This window comes from Glutamicibacter sp. St.4D3, from assembly GCF_059728615.1.
In genome coordinates, this window is record NZ_AP039380.1 from 1,501,787 (window position 1) to 1,515,783 (window position 13,997).

Annotated in this window: 12 protein-coding genes; 4 read left to right on the forward strand and 8 right to left on the reverse strand. The window is 65.1% G+C overall.

The genetic code is table 11. From position 1 onward, the window contains the following. Positions 1-7 precede the first annotated feature (7 nt). On the forward strand, positions 8-1,228 hold the full coding sequence (gene dprA / locus AC6I21_RS06825; RefSeq protein WP_497763307.1) for a DNA-processing protein DprA: 1,221 nt from the start codon (positions 8-10) through the stop codon (positions 1,226-1,228). 233 nt (positions 1,229-1,461) lie between these two features. Further along, positions 1,462-1,926, forward strand: coding sequence for a DUF2510 domain-containing protein (locus AC6I21_RS06830; protein ID WP_497763308.1), 465 nt, complete (start codon positions 1,462-1,464; stop codon positions 1,924-1,926). Between the two features lie 203 nt (positions 1,927-2,129). Here AC6I21_RS06830 and AC6I21_RS06835 read toward each other — a convergent pair whose 3' ends face one another. Beyond that, positions 2,130-2,759, reverse strand: coding sequence for a GNAT family N-acetyltransferase (locus AC6I21_RS06835; protein ID WP_497763309.1), 630 nt, complete (start codon positions 2,757-2,759; stop codon positions 2,130-2,132). Between the two features lie 211 nt (positions 2,760-2,970). Here AC6I21_RS06835 and AC6I21_RS06840 point away from each other — a divergent pair, with 211 nt between their 5' ends. Continuing rightward, entirely contained in the window at positions 2,971-3,999 is a 1,029-nt protein-coding gene (locus AC6I21_RS06840; RefSeq protein WP_497763310.1) for a tyrosine recombinase XerC, read from the forward strand. A gap of 145 nt (positions 4,000-4,144) precedes the next feature. After that, on the forward strand, positions 4,145-4,648 hold the full coding sequence (locus AC6I21_RS06845) for a DUF3145 domain-containing protein (protein WP_054821238.1): 504 nt from the start codon (positions 4,145-4,147) through the stop codon (positions 4,646-4,648). Positions 4,649-4,857: 209 nt separating this feature from the next. Here AC6I21_RS06845 and AC6I21_RS06850 read toward each other — a convergent pair whose 3' ends face one another. The 7 genes from AC6I21_RS06850 to aceE all read right to left on the reverse strand — a co-directional run bounded on the left by AC6I21_RS06850 (position 4,858) and on the right by aceE (position 13,858). Continuing rightward, on the reverse strand, positions 4,858-5,433 hold the full coding sequence (locus AC6I21_RS06850) for a dihydrofolate reductase family protein (RefSeq protein WP_138926151.1): 576 nt from the start codon (positions 5,431-5,433) through the stop codon (positions 4,858-4,860). A 209-nt stretch (positions 5,434-5,642) separates the two neighbouring features. Beyond that, positions 5,643-6,881: a beta-ketoacyl-[acyl-carrier-protein] synthase family protein gene (locus AC6I21_RS06855; protein ID WP_343831461.1), complete on the reverse strand. Its 1,239-nt coding sequence runs from the start codon at positions 6,879-6,881 to the stop codon at positions 5,643-5,645. 176 nt (positions 6,882-7,057) lie between these two features. Then, positions 7,058-7,303, reverse strand: a complete 246-nt coding sequence (locus tag AC6I21_RS06860; RefSeq protein WP_054821937.1) for an acyl carrier protein — start codon at positions 7,301-7,303, stop codon at positions 7,058-7,060. A gap of 137 nt (positions 7,304-7,440) precedes the next feature. Next, positions 7,441-8,520 (reverse strand): beta-ketoacyl-ACP synthase III, encoded by a 1,080-nt coding sequence (locus AC6I21_RS06865; protein WP_497763311.1) that lies wholly within the window; start codon positions 8,518-8,520, stop codon positions 7,441-7,443. Positions 8,521-8,566: 46 nt separating this feature from the next. Then, entirely contained in the window at positions 8,567-9,487 is a 921-nt protein-coding gene (locus AC6I21_RS06870) for an ACP S-malonyltransferase (RefSeq protein ID WP_497763312.1), read from the reverse strand. 222 nt (positions 9,488-9,709) lie between these two features. Further along, entirely contained in the window at positions 9,710-10,918 is a 1,209-nt protein-coding gene (locus AC6I21_RS06875; protein WP_138178410.1) for a PucR family transcriptional regulator, read from the reverse strand. Positions 10,919-11,113: 195 nt separating this feature from the next. Next, on the reverse strand, positions 11,114-13,858 hold the full coding sequence (gene aceE / locus AC6I21_RS06880; protein WP_497763313.1) for a pyruvate dehydrogenase (acetyl-transferring), homodimeric type: 2,745 nt from the start codon (positions 13,856-13,858) through the stop codon (positions 11,114-11,116). Positions 13,859-13,997 lie beyond the last annotated feature (139 nt).

Genomic DNA, 13,997 nt, shown 5'->3' on the forward strand with positions numbered 1-13,997 from the left:
GCTAACCATGTACGCCCAGCACGATGCGGCCGCCGAACGCCGCTACACCGACCTCAGCTTTCTCATCGAAGCCAACGACCACATTGCCGGGGCGTTGCTGAGCCTGCTCGACGCCGGTGAAGCGCTGCAACTGATCCGTCGGCAGGACTGGTACCCGAAGGATCTGGAATCCCGGGTCCACCAGGCCCTGGGCATCAGCACCCATAGTGACCACAGCTTCAGCTTCGCCTCGGCGCTACGACGCTGGCGCAAGCGCCTGCCCTACCTGCCAGAGGCCGACGCCCAGCTGGAACTGATGCGCCACAACGATGGGGGACTAATCCTTCCCGGCGACCCCGGCTGGCCGGCCCAACTCAACGACCTGGGTTTCGGGGCGCCGATCTGCCTGTGGTGGCGTGCAAGGAACCCGGAGCTGCTGATGACCCAACACCTGGAAGCCAGCGTCTCCATCGTGGGCTCCCGGGACAGCAGCGATTACGGGAACCAGGCCACCAGCCAGCTGGCCACCGGGCTGCGGCAGGCCGGGGCCACCATCATCAGCGGCGGAGCCTATGGGATTGACGCCTGCGCCCACCGCGCGGCGCTGCAGGTTGAGGAAGCGTTGGCGGAAACCCCGCCCACCATCGCCATCCTGGCCGGGGGACTGGATCGCCTCTATCCCAGCGGCAACCACAATCTGCTGCGCACCATCATCGACCGCGGCTTGCTGCTTTCCGAGGTACCGCCGGGTACGGCACCCACTCGTTTTAGGTTCCTGAATCGCAACCGCCTGATCGCAGGATTCGCGCAATTGGTGGTGGTCACCGAAGCCCGCTTCCGCTCCGGGGCCCTGAACACAGCACGTCAGGCGGTGGATCTTGGCCGGGAGGTTGCCGCACTGCCCGGCAGCGTGTTCTCACCCAACTCCGTTGGCACGCACCGGCTGATTCGCGCCGGCGAAGCCGGGCTGGTCACCAATGTCGAAGACGCCCTGGAACTGCTGCCCGCCTTATCCGTAACAGCCGGGACAGGACCGGCGAATGAAGAACCGGCCCGAGCCACCGACGGGCTGAACGGGCCGCAGAATCTCATCCTGGACGTGTTGCCGCGCCGCGGGGCCAAGCTGGTTGATGAACTCGGTGCCCTCAGCGGGCTACCGGTGATCGACACCCTCCGGGCGCTGAACGTCCTGGAGGGGCGTGGGCAGGCCCGACAGGAAGGATTCGGGTGGAAACGCGTGGGACCGTAATAGTGCTAGACGTATGAAGCCTAGTAATCCGGATTGCGATTGCTCAATAGTCCCACACTCGGCAGAACGAATGTGGCCCGGAGCGAATCCCACGCACTAGACCTCTTTTCGATAGAATTGCTGGAGGTTTTGTAGAGAAGTGGAAGAAGTAAATGGCGAGACGCGTGCTAATCGGATGTCGGGACTGCGTTAAATGTAACGCACCAAAGGTGGTCAAAGGGTTTCGTAATGTTGTGCGCGGAACAGTTGCCGTTGCCACTGCTGGTGGCTCCGAATTAGGGATGGCTGTAACTGGGACCTGCGGTACATGTGGTCACCAACGGTCTCTGCACGAATCAGAGCGTGAAAAGACGAGGGTACTGCGGGAAGAACAGAAAAAGGTTGCCGATGAACGACGAGCGCGTCAAGCAATCGTCAAAACGAAACCTTCGGGATTGTCCACGCCCGAGGAAACGAAGAATTATCTTTCAGAGATTGATGCGATGATTGCGCGATCGAAGGCGAAGCAGGGAGAGGAAACCGACCGCGCCGAAGTTGTTGAGGCCCAGTCTGATACGAACACGTTTGAGAAAGGCGCTCGACCGATTTCAAGTTCATTGCCACCGGCAGGATTTTACAATGACCCGGAGTCTGATTCGGCCACGCTTCGTTGGTGGGACGGGTCTCAGTGGACGGAGTTCACTAAAGCGAAAGAATAACGAACTTGGTTCAGCGATGATGTGTTGCCAGCAAGTGTGTACGCATCTACTGTGCGACGGGGGGTGCTGAACGTTAGCCGACATGCCCGCTGATTGACCTTCTCGTTGGTTACGGTGGTTTTGATTAGGCCGTCGTGACAGAGACTATTTGCCACTTACCGAAGCCCCACGAGCATACCCAAACAAAACTCCTTCGAGACGCATTAAGAGTTTATAGTTGCCGCCGTTCGCAGCGGGGGCCTTCCGTAGGCGAGGTACGGGTCCGGTTTGTCCCGTTCCTCGATCCGAAACAGCGGGGGCAGGCCTGATGCTTCCAGCACTTGGATCTGCTCGATGAGTAGTTCACCGGTTACCACCAAAACCGCGGTGAAGCCCCAATCACTGGTGAACCAGTGTCGGAGGCATTCCAGAAGTTGCCGGTTGAGGTCGCTTCCGTCCTTGGGACCGCGAGTCCAGAAGTAGACGGTGGCTTCAAAGTCCTTCCACTCATTCTCACCCAGTGCAGTGATCTTCGCGGTCGAGAACATGGACGCATCCGTCGGCATGACGTAGACGCAGCCCAGGCAGAGCTTCTGGTCGCGGGTCATCACCGTGTACGTGTAGGCCCTCTTCTCGGAGTGACGTTCTTCCAGCCGCGCAAGATCCTGATGGTTGTCCTCGACCGTGAACCCATCCTCCGGCCAGCCGGTCTGCTCCCAGTCCCGCAAAAAGTCCTTGCGCTCCATGACGGCCTCATAGTCCAGCTGCGCATCGGTGGCTCGAATAGGTCGCAGTACGAAACTCTCGGTCACCAGTTCGTCCGGGGCCTCAAAGCCACTATTGTGAAACGCCACTGCTCCTCCTAATCCCCACACGGAATGAGAACCCCGCGACCCGTTGCCCGCTGACCCGGATCCATGATGTCTCGCATCGTAGCGCAGCGTGACGTTCGATGCGCCCGTCCGATTCTGCCGGCGGCCAGATGGGTCGTCGAGACTGATGCGGCAAGAGAGGTAGGGGGAACCGTCCCGGAAAGTGTCCCCGGCGCGCGGTACATTGAATCTGATGAGTGAAGAACACGAAGTCGAGCCATCGGCCACCGCAGCGCCGCAGATTGACCCGGTAATCCAGCAACACCTGGAGGACTACCTGGGCTATCTGCTGTACCAGCGCGGGCGCAGCGAGAACACCGTGCGTGCCTACGAAACGGACCTTCGCTCACTCTTTGTCTTCCTCACCAGCCAACAGGTCACCGGTTTGGGCCAGGTGACGATCGAAGAGCTGCGTGGCTGGCTCGTGCGGATGCAGGAAGAGGGCCTGGGCCGCACCACCATGGCCCGCAGGATCTCGGCGGTCAAGAACTTCTTCGTCTGGGCCGACCGGCAAGACCACATCGCCGAGGACCCCGCGCTCAGGCTCCAGGCACCCAAGAAGGAACGCCGCCTGCCGCACGTCCTGCAAACTGGACAAGTTGAACGGCTGCTGACCGACATCAAGGAACCCCGAACGGCACCGTCGAAGCCGCCTCGGACCTCAGTGGATAATCCAGCGGGCGAGGACGGCGCCGCGCCCAGCGAAAAGGATGCGGCCCTGGCCGTACGCAACCAGGTCATTGGCGAGCTGCTCTACGCCAGCGGGCTGCGCATCAGCGAACTCGTGTCGCTCGACGTGGGTGATGTGGACTTTGAGCGGCGTGCCTTGCGGGTTCTGGGTAAGGGCAACAAGGAGCGGATGGTGCCCTTCGGGATTCCGGCCCAGCGGGCACTGGAGTTCTGGCTGCGGCAGGCGCGGCCGGTACTCAGCTCCACGGACGCCGGCAGCGCGCTGCTGGTCGGTGCCCGTGGCGGCCGGCTGAACGTGCGCCAGGCGCGCAAGGTAATTTCCGACGCCCTGGACAGGCTGGGAGATACCTCGGCCAGTGGCCCGCACGCCCTGCGGCACACGGTAGCCACGCACCTGCTCGACGGTGGGGCCGACCTTCGCGCCGTTCAGGAATTCTTGGGTCACTCCTCGCTGGCCACCACCCAGCTGTACACGCATGTCTCGGTGGATCGACTGCGCCAGAGCTACCAGCAGGCACACCCCCGGGCCTGACGATTCACCGAGTGTTTACCCGGAAGTAGGCTTTGGCTGGCGAAAACACCAGGTTTTCAGGCAAGATAGAACTAGCACATTAAGAAATGCTGAATCTGTTGCGGTTGACGTAGGGGAAGACGATCAACAGGTAACGGAGGATGGCATGTCTGCGTCAATGACCAGGGGAGTAGTGTTCATTCACTCGGCCCCTGCCGCGCTATGTCCGCATCTGGAGTGGGCTATCGGGTCGGTGCTCGAGCAGCCAGTCCGCTTGGACTGGACCGAGCAGGAAGCCGCACCCGGACTTCGTCGCGCCGAAATTCAGTGGACCGCCCCGCAGGGCACCGGTGCCATCTTGGCATCGGCCATGCGCGGCTGGCAGCACCTGCGCTTTGAAATCACCGAGGAACCCAGCCAAGGCTGCGACGGCAGCCGCTGGTCCTTCACCCCGGAACTGGGAATTTTCCACGCCACCGTTGATACCGCGGGCAACATCATGGTCAGCGAAGACCGCATCCGCTGGGCCTACGAAAAGGGCGACGGCAACCCCTCGGTCTTCTACCAGGAAATGTCCATTGCCCTCGGTGAGGCGTGGGACGAAGAGCTCGAACCCTTCCGCCACGCCGGCGACGGTGCTCCGGTGCGCTGGCTCAACCAGGTCGTCTAACGACGACCCCTGCTTTCACTAACGGAGTAGACCGCTAGTCATTAAGTCTCCGAGTGAGTTGTCACTGCGTATCGGCAGTGCCCGTTCGGGGCGAAGCCGGAGACGGCACGAGAGAGACCCGTATCGGGTCTACCTCGTGCCGTTTGGCATTTTCGTGAAGTCGCCATTCGCTGGCGGGAGTTTGGCTTCGCCGACCGCCTGAGTTTGGGTCAGCGGATCACGTCGAAGACGTTCTTTTGGATGCCGTTGGAGTAGGCCTCGGACTCCACCAGCTGCAGCCGCTGGGCCTCCAGTGGCTTGTCGCTGAACAACCGCAAGCCCTCACCGAGCAGGACCGGGAAGACCAGTAGGTGGTAGCGGTCCACCAGGCGGTGTTCCTGCAGGCAGTGCACCAGGGTGCCGCTGCCGTGCACGATGATGGGCCCGCCGTCCCCGGCCCGCAGCCGGGCCACATCGGCCATGGAGCGCAGGATGGTGGTCTGGCCCCAGTTCTCCACCAGGTCGCGTTCCTCCAGCGTCGTGGAGACCACGTACTTGGGCTGGTCGTTGTAGTCGGCGAACTCCTCGTCCATGTCCGGCCAGACCCTGCTGAACTCCTGGTAGGTCCTCCGCCCCAGCAGCATGGCGGTGGCGTCGGACTGTTCGATGGCCTTCAGCTCGTAGGCGGCCTCATCGGGTTGCACCAGGTTGAAGGTCCAGCCCGAATGCCGGTAGCCGCTCTCCCCGCCGGGGGCCTGCATGACGCCGTCGAGGGAGATGAGGGTGGTGACGATGAGGGTACGCATCCTGAGCCTTCCGCACGTGAACGTTTCCTGCGGCTGAATGTGGCAGCCGGGTCCGGTGCTCCCAAACTACCGGGCGCGCCCCGCCTTGGGAAGGGGATCCAGCCCGGCTGGAGGTGGTCGCTCCCGCCCCTGGTGGAGATGCCAAAGGGCGGCCGGCTCCCGTGCTGGGAATCCGGCCGCCCTTGTACTGGCGTGCGTGGCTGGTGCAGCTAGATGCTGCGGATGGCCACGACGGCATTGTGCCCGCCGAAGCCGAAGGAGTTGTTCAGCGCCACGATCGAGCCCTCGCGCAGTTCCTGCGGCTGGCCGGTGACGACCTTCAGCGGGATGTCCGGGTCCTGGTTCTCCAGGTTGATGGTCACCGGGGTCTTGCGGTGGTAGACCGCCAGGGTGGAGAGCACCGACTCCACGGCGCCGGAGGCGCCGAGCAGGTGGCCCATCTGCGACTTGGTGGCCGAAACCCACACGTCATCCAGCGCTTCTCCCAGGGCGGCGCGCAGCGCGGTGTACTCGGGCTTGTCGCCCACCGGGGTGGAGGTGGCGTGCGCGTTGACGTGCACGACGTCCTCGGGCTGGATGCGCCCGTCGAACATGGCGGCCTTCAGCGCGCGGGTGGCGCCCAGCCCTTCCGGGTCCGGGGCGGTGATGTGGAACGCGTCGGCGGTTACCGAGGAGCCGGCCAGTTCGGCGTAGATGCGCGCGCCGCGGGCCAGGGCGTGTTCCTCGGCCTCCAGCACCAGGGCGCCGGCGCCTTCGCCCATGACGAAGCCGTCACGGTCCAGGTCGTAGGGGCGCGAGGCGCGCTGCGGGTCGTCGTTGCGCTTGGACAGGGCCTGCATGGAGGCGAACGCGGCGATCGGCATCGGGTGGATGGCCGCCTCGGCGCCGCCGACCATGACTACGTCGGCCTTGCCGTTGCGGATCAAATCCAGGCCCACGTGCATGGCCTCGGTGCCCGAGGCGCAGGCGGAGACCGGAGTGTGAGCCCCGCCCTTCGCGCCCAGGTCCAGGGAGACGGCGGCGGCCGGGCCGTTGGGCATCAGCATCGGCACGGTCATCGGCAGCACGCGGCGCGGGCCCTTGGCCTTGAGCGTGTCCCAGGCGTCCAGCAGCGTCCACACCCCGCCGATGCCGGTGGCGAAGGCGACCGAGAGGCGGTCCGGGTCGACCTCTTCCAGGCCCGAGTCCTTCCAGGCCTCGCGGGAGGCGACCACGGCGAACTGGGTGGAGGGATCCATGCGCTTCATCTCCACGCGGGAGAGGGTTTCGCTGGCCGGGTTCGAGGCGCGCGCGGCGAAGGTCACCGGCAGCTGGTATTCCTCGACCCACTCGTCGGTGAGGGTGGCGGCGCCGGAGACGCCCTTGAGGGAATTGGCCCACAGGGTGGGGACATCCCCGCCAATGGGGGTGGTGGCTCCCAGGCCGGTGATCACTACTTTGCGCGCCATCGTCTAACTCTCTACTGGGCGGGAAAACAAAAATCAGGGGGTGGGCCGTTCAACGGCCCACATGCGTGGAGGGGGTGCTGCCACGCTCAGCGGCGGACGTGGTCCGGCAGGTAGCTACTGTGCTGCCGGACCACGTCACGCGGTGCGCCGGTACGTCGCTGCACCGGCGTGCGGCACTAGGCCTGGGCCGAAACGATGAAGTTGACGGCGTCGCCCACGGTCTTGAGGTTCTTGACTTCCTCGTCCGGGATCTTCACGTCGAACTTCTCTTCGGCGTTGACCACGATGGTCATCATCGAGATCGAGTCGATGTCCAGGTCCTCGGTGAAGGACTTGTCCAGCTGCACGTCTGCTTCGTCCAGGCCGGTCTCTTCGTTCACGATTTCGGCGAGGCCCGCCAGAATTTCTTCGTTGCTAGCCATGAAAGGCTCCTTTTCTTGTGTTGTGCCGGTACAACCGACGATGACTGGGCGGCACCGTCATCCCCGCCGGATCGCTCCGGGGCTGGGGGATGCCACCCGGCTTGGTGAAAACTTCACGTTGCCGTCAACTGTTTAGTTTATGGTAGTCGCACGACCTGGGCGCCAAAGACAAGCCCGGCGCCGAAGCCGATTTGCAGGGCCAGCCCGCCGCAGACCTCCGGATGTTCGCGGCGCATTCGGTCCATGGCCATCGGGATGGAGGCCGCGGAGGTGTTCCCGTTCTCGGCGATGTCCCGGGCCACGATCACCGAATCGGGCAGCTTCAGCTGCTTGACCATCTCGTCGATGATGCGCATGTTCGCCTGGTGCGGCAGGAACGCGGCCAGGTCGCTGGCCTCGATCCCGGCCTCGGTCAGGGCCTTGCGGGCCATCTTGGCCATCTCCCACACCGCCCAGCGGAACACGGTCTGCCCGTCCTGACGCAGCGTCGGCCAGCGCGGGGAGTCCGGCTGGGCGGCGTCGGCGGCTTCGCCCTGCGGGTCGGCGTCGCCCGCCCCGGCGGCCAGGGCCGAACCCAGCAGGCCTTCGCGCAGCTCCACCTGGGAGTGGGTCATGCCGATCGCGGACCACTTCGAGCCGTCCGAGCCCCACACCGAGGGGGAGATCCCCGGGGTGTCGCTGGCGCCGATGATCACCGCGCCGGCCCCGTCCCCGAGCAGGAAGGAGATGGTGCGTTCATGGTTGTCGATGTAGTCCGAGAGCTTCTCCGCGCCGATCACCAGCACGTTCTGCGCCAGCCCGGAGCGCACCAGCGCATCGGCCTGGGCGACCCCGTAGCAGTAGCCGGCGCAGGCGGCGGAGATGTCATAGGCCGGGGCCGGGGTCATCCCCAGCGCATCGGCGACCGCCGCGGCCGCGGAGGGGGTGGCGTGCGGGAAGGTGACGGTGGCGACGATGACCGCGTCGATCTGTCCCGGCTCCAGGCCGGTGTCGGCCAGGGCCGCCTGCCCGGCGGCCACGCACATGTCCAGCAGCGAGGTGTTCTCATCCGCCCGGTAGCGGGTGATGATCCCGGTGCGCTGGCGGATCCACTCATCGGAGGAATCGATCCACTGGCACACGTCCTGGTTGGTCACCACCACGTTGGGCCGGTAGCTTCCGGTGCCCAGGATGCGGCTGTGGGCGTTTGGTGTCACCTGGTTCAGCACAGCGCTCATGTTCTCTTCTTTCCTCGCCACGTCGTATCGGTTCGCAGGAACCGGGTTAGGCCACGTGCTCGTTGACGAACTTGCGGGCGTCCTCCAGGTCCTCGGGGGACTTCAGCGCCAGGGTCTTCACGCCCTTCAGCCCGCGGCGGGCCAGGCCCACCAGGGTGCCGGCCGGGGCCAGCTCCAGAATGCCGGTCACGCCCATGGCGGCCAGCTGCTCCATGCACTGGTCCCAGCGCACCGGGCGGGAGACCTGGGCGACCAGCGACGTCAGGTTCGCCTTGCCGTCGGCCACCGGCTTACCGTCGTAGTTCGACAGCAGCGGCACGGCCGGGTCGGCCGGGTCCAGCTTGGCCGACAGTTCCTTCAGCACGCCCACGGCCGGGGCCATGTGCTCGGTGTGGAATGCCCCGGCGACCTTCAGCGGGATGACCCGGGCCTTGGCCGGCGGGTTCTCGCTCAGCGCCTTGATCTGCTCCATGGTGCCGGCGGCCACGGTCTGCCCGCCGCCGTTGGCGTTCGCCGCGGTCAGCCCGTGCTGCTCGATGGCGGCCAGCACCTCCTGCGGGTCCCCGCCGAGCACGGCGGCCATGCCGGTGGGCTGTTCGGCGGCGGCCTCGGCCATCGCGTTGGCGCGTTCGCGCACGAAGGTCATCGCATCGCCCTCGCTCAGCGCCCCGGCCAGGGCGGAGGCGGTGATTTCCCCGACCGAGTGCCCGGCCAGCACGGTGTTCGGCGGCAGGGTGTCACCCAGCAGGGCGCGGGCGGTGACCAGCCCGGCGGCCACGATCAGCGGCTGGGCCACCGCGGTGTCCTTGATGGTCTCCTCGTCGGATTCGGTGCCGTGGGCGATCAGGTCGCGGTCGGTGATCACCGACAGGTCCTGCAGATGGTCGCGCACACCGGCCACATGCAGCCAGTCGTTCAAGAATCCTGGGGTCTGGGAGCCCTGTCCCGGGCATACAATTGCTAGCACTCTTACAGCTTTCCAAATTGGGGGCGGGTTGCGCTCATCATTTCGGCACCAAGCTGGCCGAACCTCTTTGTAGGAAGTCTACAAAACCACTGGGGCCGCTGTCGAAGGAAACCCGCCAATTTCGGCAGATGACACCCGCTGCATCTGTGCGCACCCTCCAAAGCTGCCCCCTCCGGACGTGACTCTGGGCGGCCTCCCGTGCTTCGGGTCAGCGGCAGCGGTTTAGCGTCGGGCGTCACGCAGCCGCCCGACCATCAGCGCGGTCTGCAGCACGAACGCGTCGCGGGGGACCAGCGGGTCCCACCCGGTCACCTCGCTCACGCGCTTGAGCCGGTAGCGCACCGTGTTGGCGTGCACGAACAGTTCCCGGGCCGTGCCCTCCAGCGAATGACCCAGTGCCAGGTAGCTGGCCAGGGTTTCGGTCAGCGCGTTGGCCGCGTGCTGCAGCGGCTGGTAGACCCGCTCATGCAGCGCATCCGCGGCCAGCTGGTCCCCGTTGACCACCCGTTCGGGCAGCAGGTCATCGGCGGCGATCGGACACGGCGCCTCCGGCCAGGCGGCGGCCGCGGCATACCCGGCCATGGCGGCGGTGGCCCCGTAGTGCATTTCCTTCACCGTGGGCGCGAGCGGCGAGTAGACCACCGGCCCCTCGCCGAACAGCCGGCCGAGCCGGCCCAGGTCCATCTCCTCGAATTTGGTGTCCGAGAGCATCAGGATCGACCGGTCCCCGAGGATCCCCACCAGCGAGTCCCGCCCGTAGCGGGTGGCGACCCGGCGCAGCGCGGAGACGAAGTTCACCGGGGGAGAGGAGGGGGTGGTGCCCACCATGATGCGGATGTTCGCCTGGGAGCGCCAGCCGATCGCGGCGAAGCGGGAGGAGAGCGAGTCCTGGGATTCGCCGTGCAGCACCGCGTCCACCACGTGCGCCTCCAGGCGCGAATCCCACGCCCCGCGGGTCTCCGCGGCCCGGGCGTAGACGTCGGCGGCGGCGAAGGCGACCTCCCGCGAGTAGCGCAGCACCGCCTCGCGCACCTGGCCCTGCTCGGATTCGGCGACGATGTCCGGCACCTGGGATTCAACGACCTCCACGATGGTGCGCAGCAGCGCGAGTGCCTTTTGCAGGCTGATGGAGCGGGTCAACTCGGTGGGCGCAGCCCCGAACACGTCGGTCATCACCCAGGCCGGGGTGGATTCGGGGTGTTCGTACCAGTTCACGAACGTGGAGATGCCCTTCTGGGCCACCAGGCCCAGGGCGGCGCGCTCCTCCGGGGCCAGGGAGCGGTACCAGGGCAGGGACTGGTCCAGGTACTTCAGCGCCGCGGTGGACAGCACCCCCAGATGGGATTTGAGCCGCTTGATGGTCTCCGGGCTCGGCTTGGCCAGCCGGCTGGGCCGTCCGCGCTGCAGCGAAGCTTCGGCCGTTTCATTCATGTCTATGAGCATATCGGTTCGTTTCACAGGCCACGTGTGCCAGGCGGTTTTTGGCCGCGGGAAGCGGGCACGCGGCACCCCCGGTGCCGTGGTGGCCGGGCAAATGGGAAACGGTGGCCACACGCGCCTTCACGAAGGAAGGGGTGTGGCCACCGTTTGCCGGGAGTCCCGCCGGTTGAACCGGTGGGTGGGTGGTTAGGCGTCGCCGCCGGCGTTGCCCGAACGTCCCGCGTTGGGGTTGTTCAGGTCATACTTCTGATGCGCCTTGATCGGGGTATCAGCCGGGATCTCGCCCCGCTCAGCCAACGCCTGCAGGGTCTTGACGACCAGGGAATGCGCGTCGATCTTGAAGAACCGGCGCGCCGCGGCCCGGGTATCACTAAACCCAAACCCGTCCGCTCCCAGGGTGTGGTACTCACCGGGCACGTAGGGGCGCACCTGTTCAAGCACCGCCCGCTGGTAATCACTGGTCGCGATCACCGGGCCGGTCGCCGATTCCAGCTGACCGGTCAGGTACGGGGTCGGACGCGTAGCACCCGGGTCGTCCATGATGACCTGGTCACAGTGCTGACCCTGACGGGCCAACTCGTTCCACGAGGTCACCGACCACACATCGGCGGACACTCCCCATTCAGTGGCCAGGATGTCCTGGGCTTCCAACGCCCACGGCACCGCGACCCCCGAGCCCAGCAGCTGGGCGCGCGGCCCGTCAATCGAGGCTTCCTTGAGCAGGTAAATGCCCTTGATGATCCCCTCAACATCCACGTTTTCCGGCTCGGCCGGCTGGACGATCGGCTCGTTGTACACCGTCAGGTAGTACATCACGTTCGGATCCGGGTGTTCCCCGCCATACATGCGCTCCAGGCCCGAACGCATGATGTGCCCGATCTCGTACCCGTAGGCCGGGTCGTAGGCCACCACCGCCGGGTTGGTCAACGCCAGCAGCGGGGAATGCCCATCAGCGTGCTGCAGCCCCTCACCGGTCAGCGTGGTGCGTCCAGCGGTCGCGCCGATCACGAACCCGCGGGTCATCTGATCCGCTGCCGCCCAGAACGCGTCCCCGGTGCGCTGGAACCCGAACATCGAGTAAAACACGTAGATCGGGATCAACGCTTGACCGTGGGTGGCATACGAGGTCCCGGCCGCGGTGAACGAGGCCACCGCCCCGGCCTCGTTGATCCCGGGATGGATCAACTGCCCCGAGGCCGATTCCTTGTACGCCAGCACCAGGTCACGGTCCACCGACAGGTAGTTCTGCCCGGCCGGGTTGTAGATCTTCTTGGTGGGGAAGAACGAGTCCATCCCGAACGTGCGCGACTCATCCGGCACGATCGGCACGATCCGGTGCCCGAAGTCCTTATCCCGCATCAAGTCCTTGAGCAAACGCACGAACGCCATCGTGGTCGCGGCCATCTGCTTGCCCGACCCGCGCTTGGCGATCTCATAGGACTTCTGCCCGGGCAGGGCGATCCGGGTCTCGGCGTGCGGGCGGCGTTCGGGCAAAAACCCGCCCAGCTCAGCCCGCCGGTCCATCAGGTACTGGTGCTCTTCGGAGTCCTGGGAGGGACGGTAGTACGGGGGCAGGTACGGGTCGGCTTCCAGCTGCTCATCGGTGATCGGGATCCGCAAATGATCACGGAACCCCTTCAGGTCCTCCAAGGTCAGCTTCTTCATCTGGTGGGTCGCGTTACGGGCCTCGAAATGCGGGCCCAAACCATACCCCTTGACCGTCTTGGCCAGCACCACCGTGGGCTTGCCCTTGAACTCGGTCGCGGCCTTATACGCGGCATACACCTTGTGGTAGTCATGCCCGCCACGCTTCAAATTCCAGATCTCATCATCAGAGAGGTGATTGACCAGTTCCTTGGTTTCCGGGCGCTGGCCGAAGAAATGCTCACGCACGAACGCGCCGGACTCGGCCTTGTACGTCTGGTAGTCCCCATCCGGGGTCTGGTTCATCACTTCCACCAGCGCACCGGTGTCATCGGCATCCAGCAGGGCATCCCACTCACGGCCCCACACCACCTTGATCACGTTCCAGCCCGCCCCGCGGAAGAACGCCTCCAGCTCCTGCATGATCTTCCCGTTGCCCCGCACCGGCCCGTCCAGGCGCTGCAGGTTGCAGTTGATCACGAACGTGAGGTTATCCAACCGCTCATTGGCCGCCAGCTGCAAGAATCCCCGCGATTCAGGCTCATCCATCTCACCATCACCCAAGAACGCCCACACGTGCTGATCACTGGTGTCCTTGATGCCCCGGTTGTGCAGGTACCGGTTCAACTGGGCCTGGTAAATCGCGTTGGCCGGACCCAACCCCATCGACACGGTCGGGAACTGCCAAAACTCCGGCATCGAACGCGGGTGCGGGTAGGAGGGCAGGGCATGGCCCTGCTTCGACTTCTCCTGCCGGAACCCGTCCATGTCCTGCTCCGAAAGGCGCCCTTCCAAAAACGCGCGCGCGTACATGCCCGGCGAGGCGTGGCCCTGGAAGAAAATCTGGTCCCCACCCCCGGGATGGTCCTGACCCCGGAAGAAGTGGTTGAACCCGACCTCGTACAACGTCGCCGCCCCGGCATAGGTGGAAATATGCCCACCCACCCCGATATCCGGGTGCTGGCCACGATGCACCATGATCGCCGCGTTCCAGCGCATGTACGCCCGGTACCGGCGCTCGATCGCCTCGTCCCCGGGGAACACCGGCTCCTGATCCACCGGGATCGTGTTCACATAATCAGTGGTCGTAACCATCGGCACGCCCACCGACTTCGCCCCGGCCCGCTGCAACAACGACCGGATAATGAACTGGGCCCGCTCGGTGCCCTGCGACTCGACCAGCTGGTCAAAGGAATCCAACCATTCCTGGGTCTCTTCCGGATCCCGGTCGGATAACTGATACGTCAGACCACTACGGATCTGGGAGATGTGTTCCTCGACAGCCACGGTTACTCCTTTATTGAAGCGGCTACATCCCGGTGGTGAGTTTCAGACACCGCGATGAGTTTGGGACTACGGGCGGTGGCGCACTGGAGTGGCGTGCTACGCCCGTTCGTCATCAACTCTAGTTCGCATTCCGGTATTT

Bases quoted from the DNA above. Each gene is read 5' to 3' on its own strand.
- AC6I21_RS06840 (WP_497763310.1), top strand. From the start codon at position 2,971: ATGAGTGAAGAACACGAAGTCGAGCCATCGGCCACCGCAGCGCCGCAG.
- AC6I21_RS06860 (WP_054821937.1), bottom strand. From the start codon at position 7,303: ATGGCTAGCAACGAAGAAATTCTGGCGGGCCTCGCCGAAATCGTGAAC.
- dprA (WP_497763307.1), top strand. From the start codon at position 8: ATGTACGCCCAGCACGATGCGGCCGCCGAACGCCGCTACACCGACCTC.
- AC6I21_RS06845 (WP_054821238.1), top strand. From the start codon at position 4,145: ATGTCTGCGTCAATGACCAGGGGAGTAGTGTTCATTCACTCGGCCCCT.
- AC6I21_RS06875 (WP_138178410.1), bottom strand. From the start codon at position 10,918: ATGAATGAAACGGCCGAAGCTTCGCTGCAGCGCGGACGGCCCAGCCGG.
- AC6I21_RS06850 (WP_138926151.1), bottom strand. From the start codon at position 5,433: ATGCGTACCCTCATCGTCACCACCCTCATCTCCCTCGACGGCGTCATG.
- AC6I21_RS06855 (WP_343831461.1), bottom strand. From the start codon at position 6,881: ATGGCGCGCAAAGTAGTGATCACCGGCCTGGGAGCCACCACCCCCATT.
- AC6I21_RS06865 (WP_497763311.1), bottom strand. From the start codon at position 8,520: ATGAGCGCTGTGCTGAACCAGGTGACACCAAACGCCCACAGCCGCATC.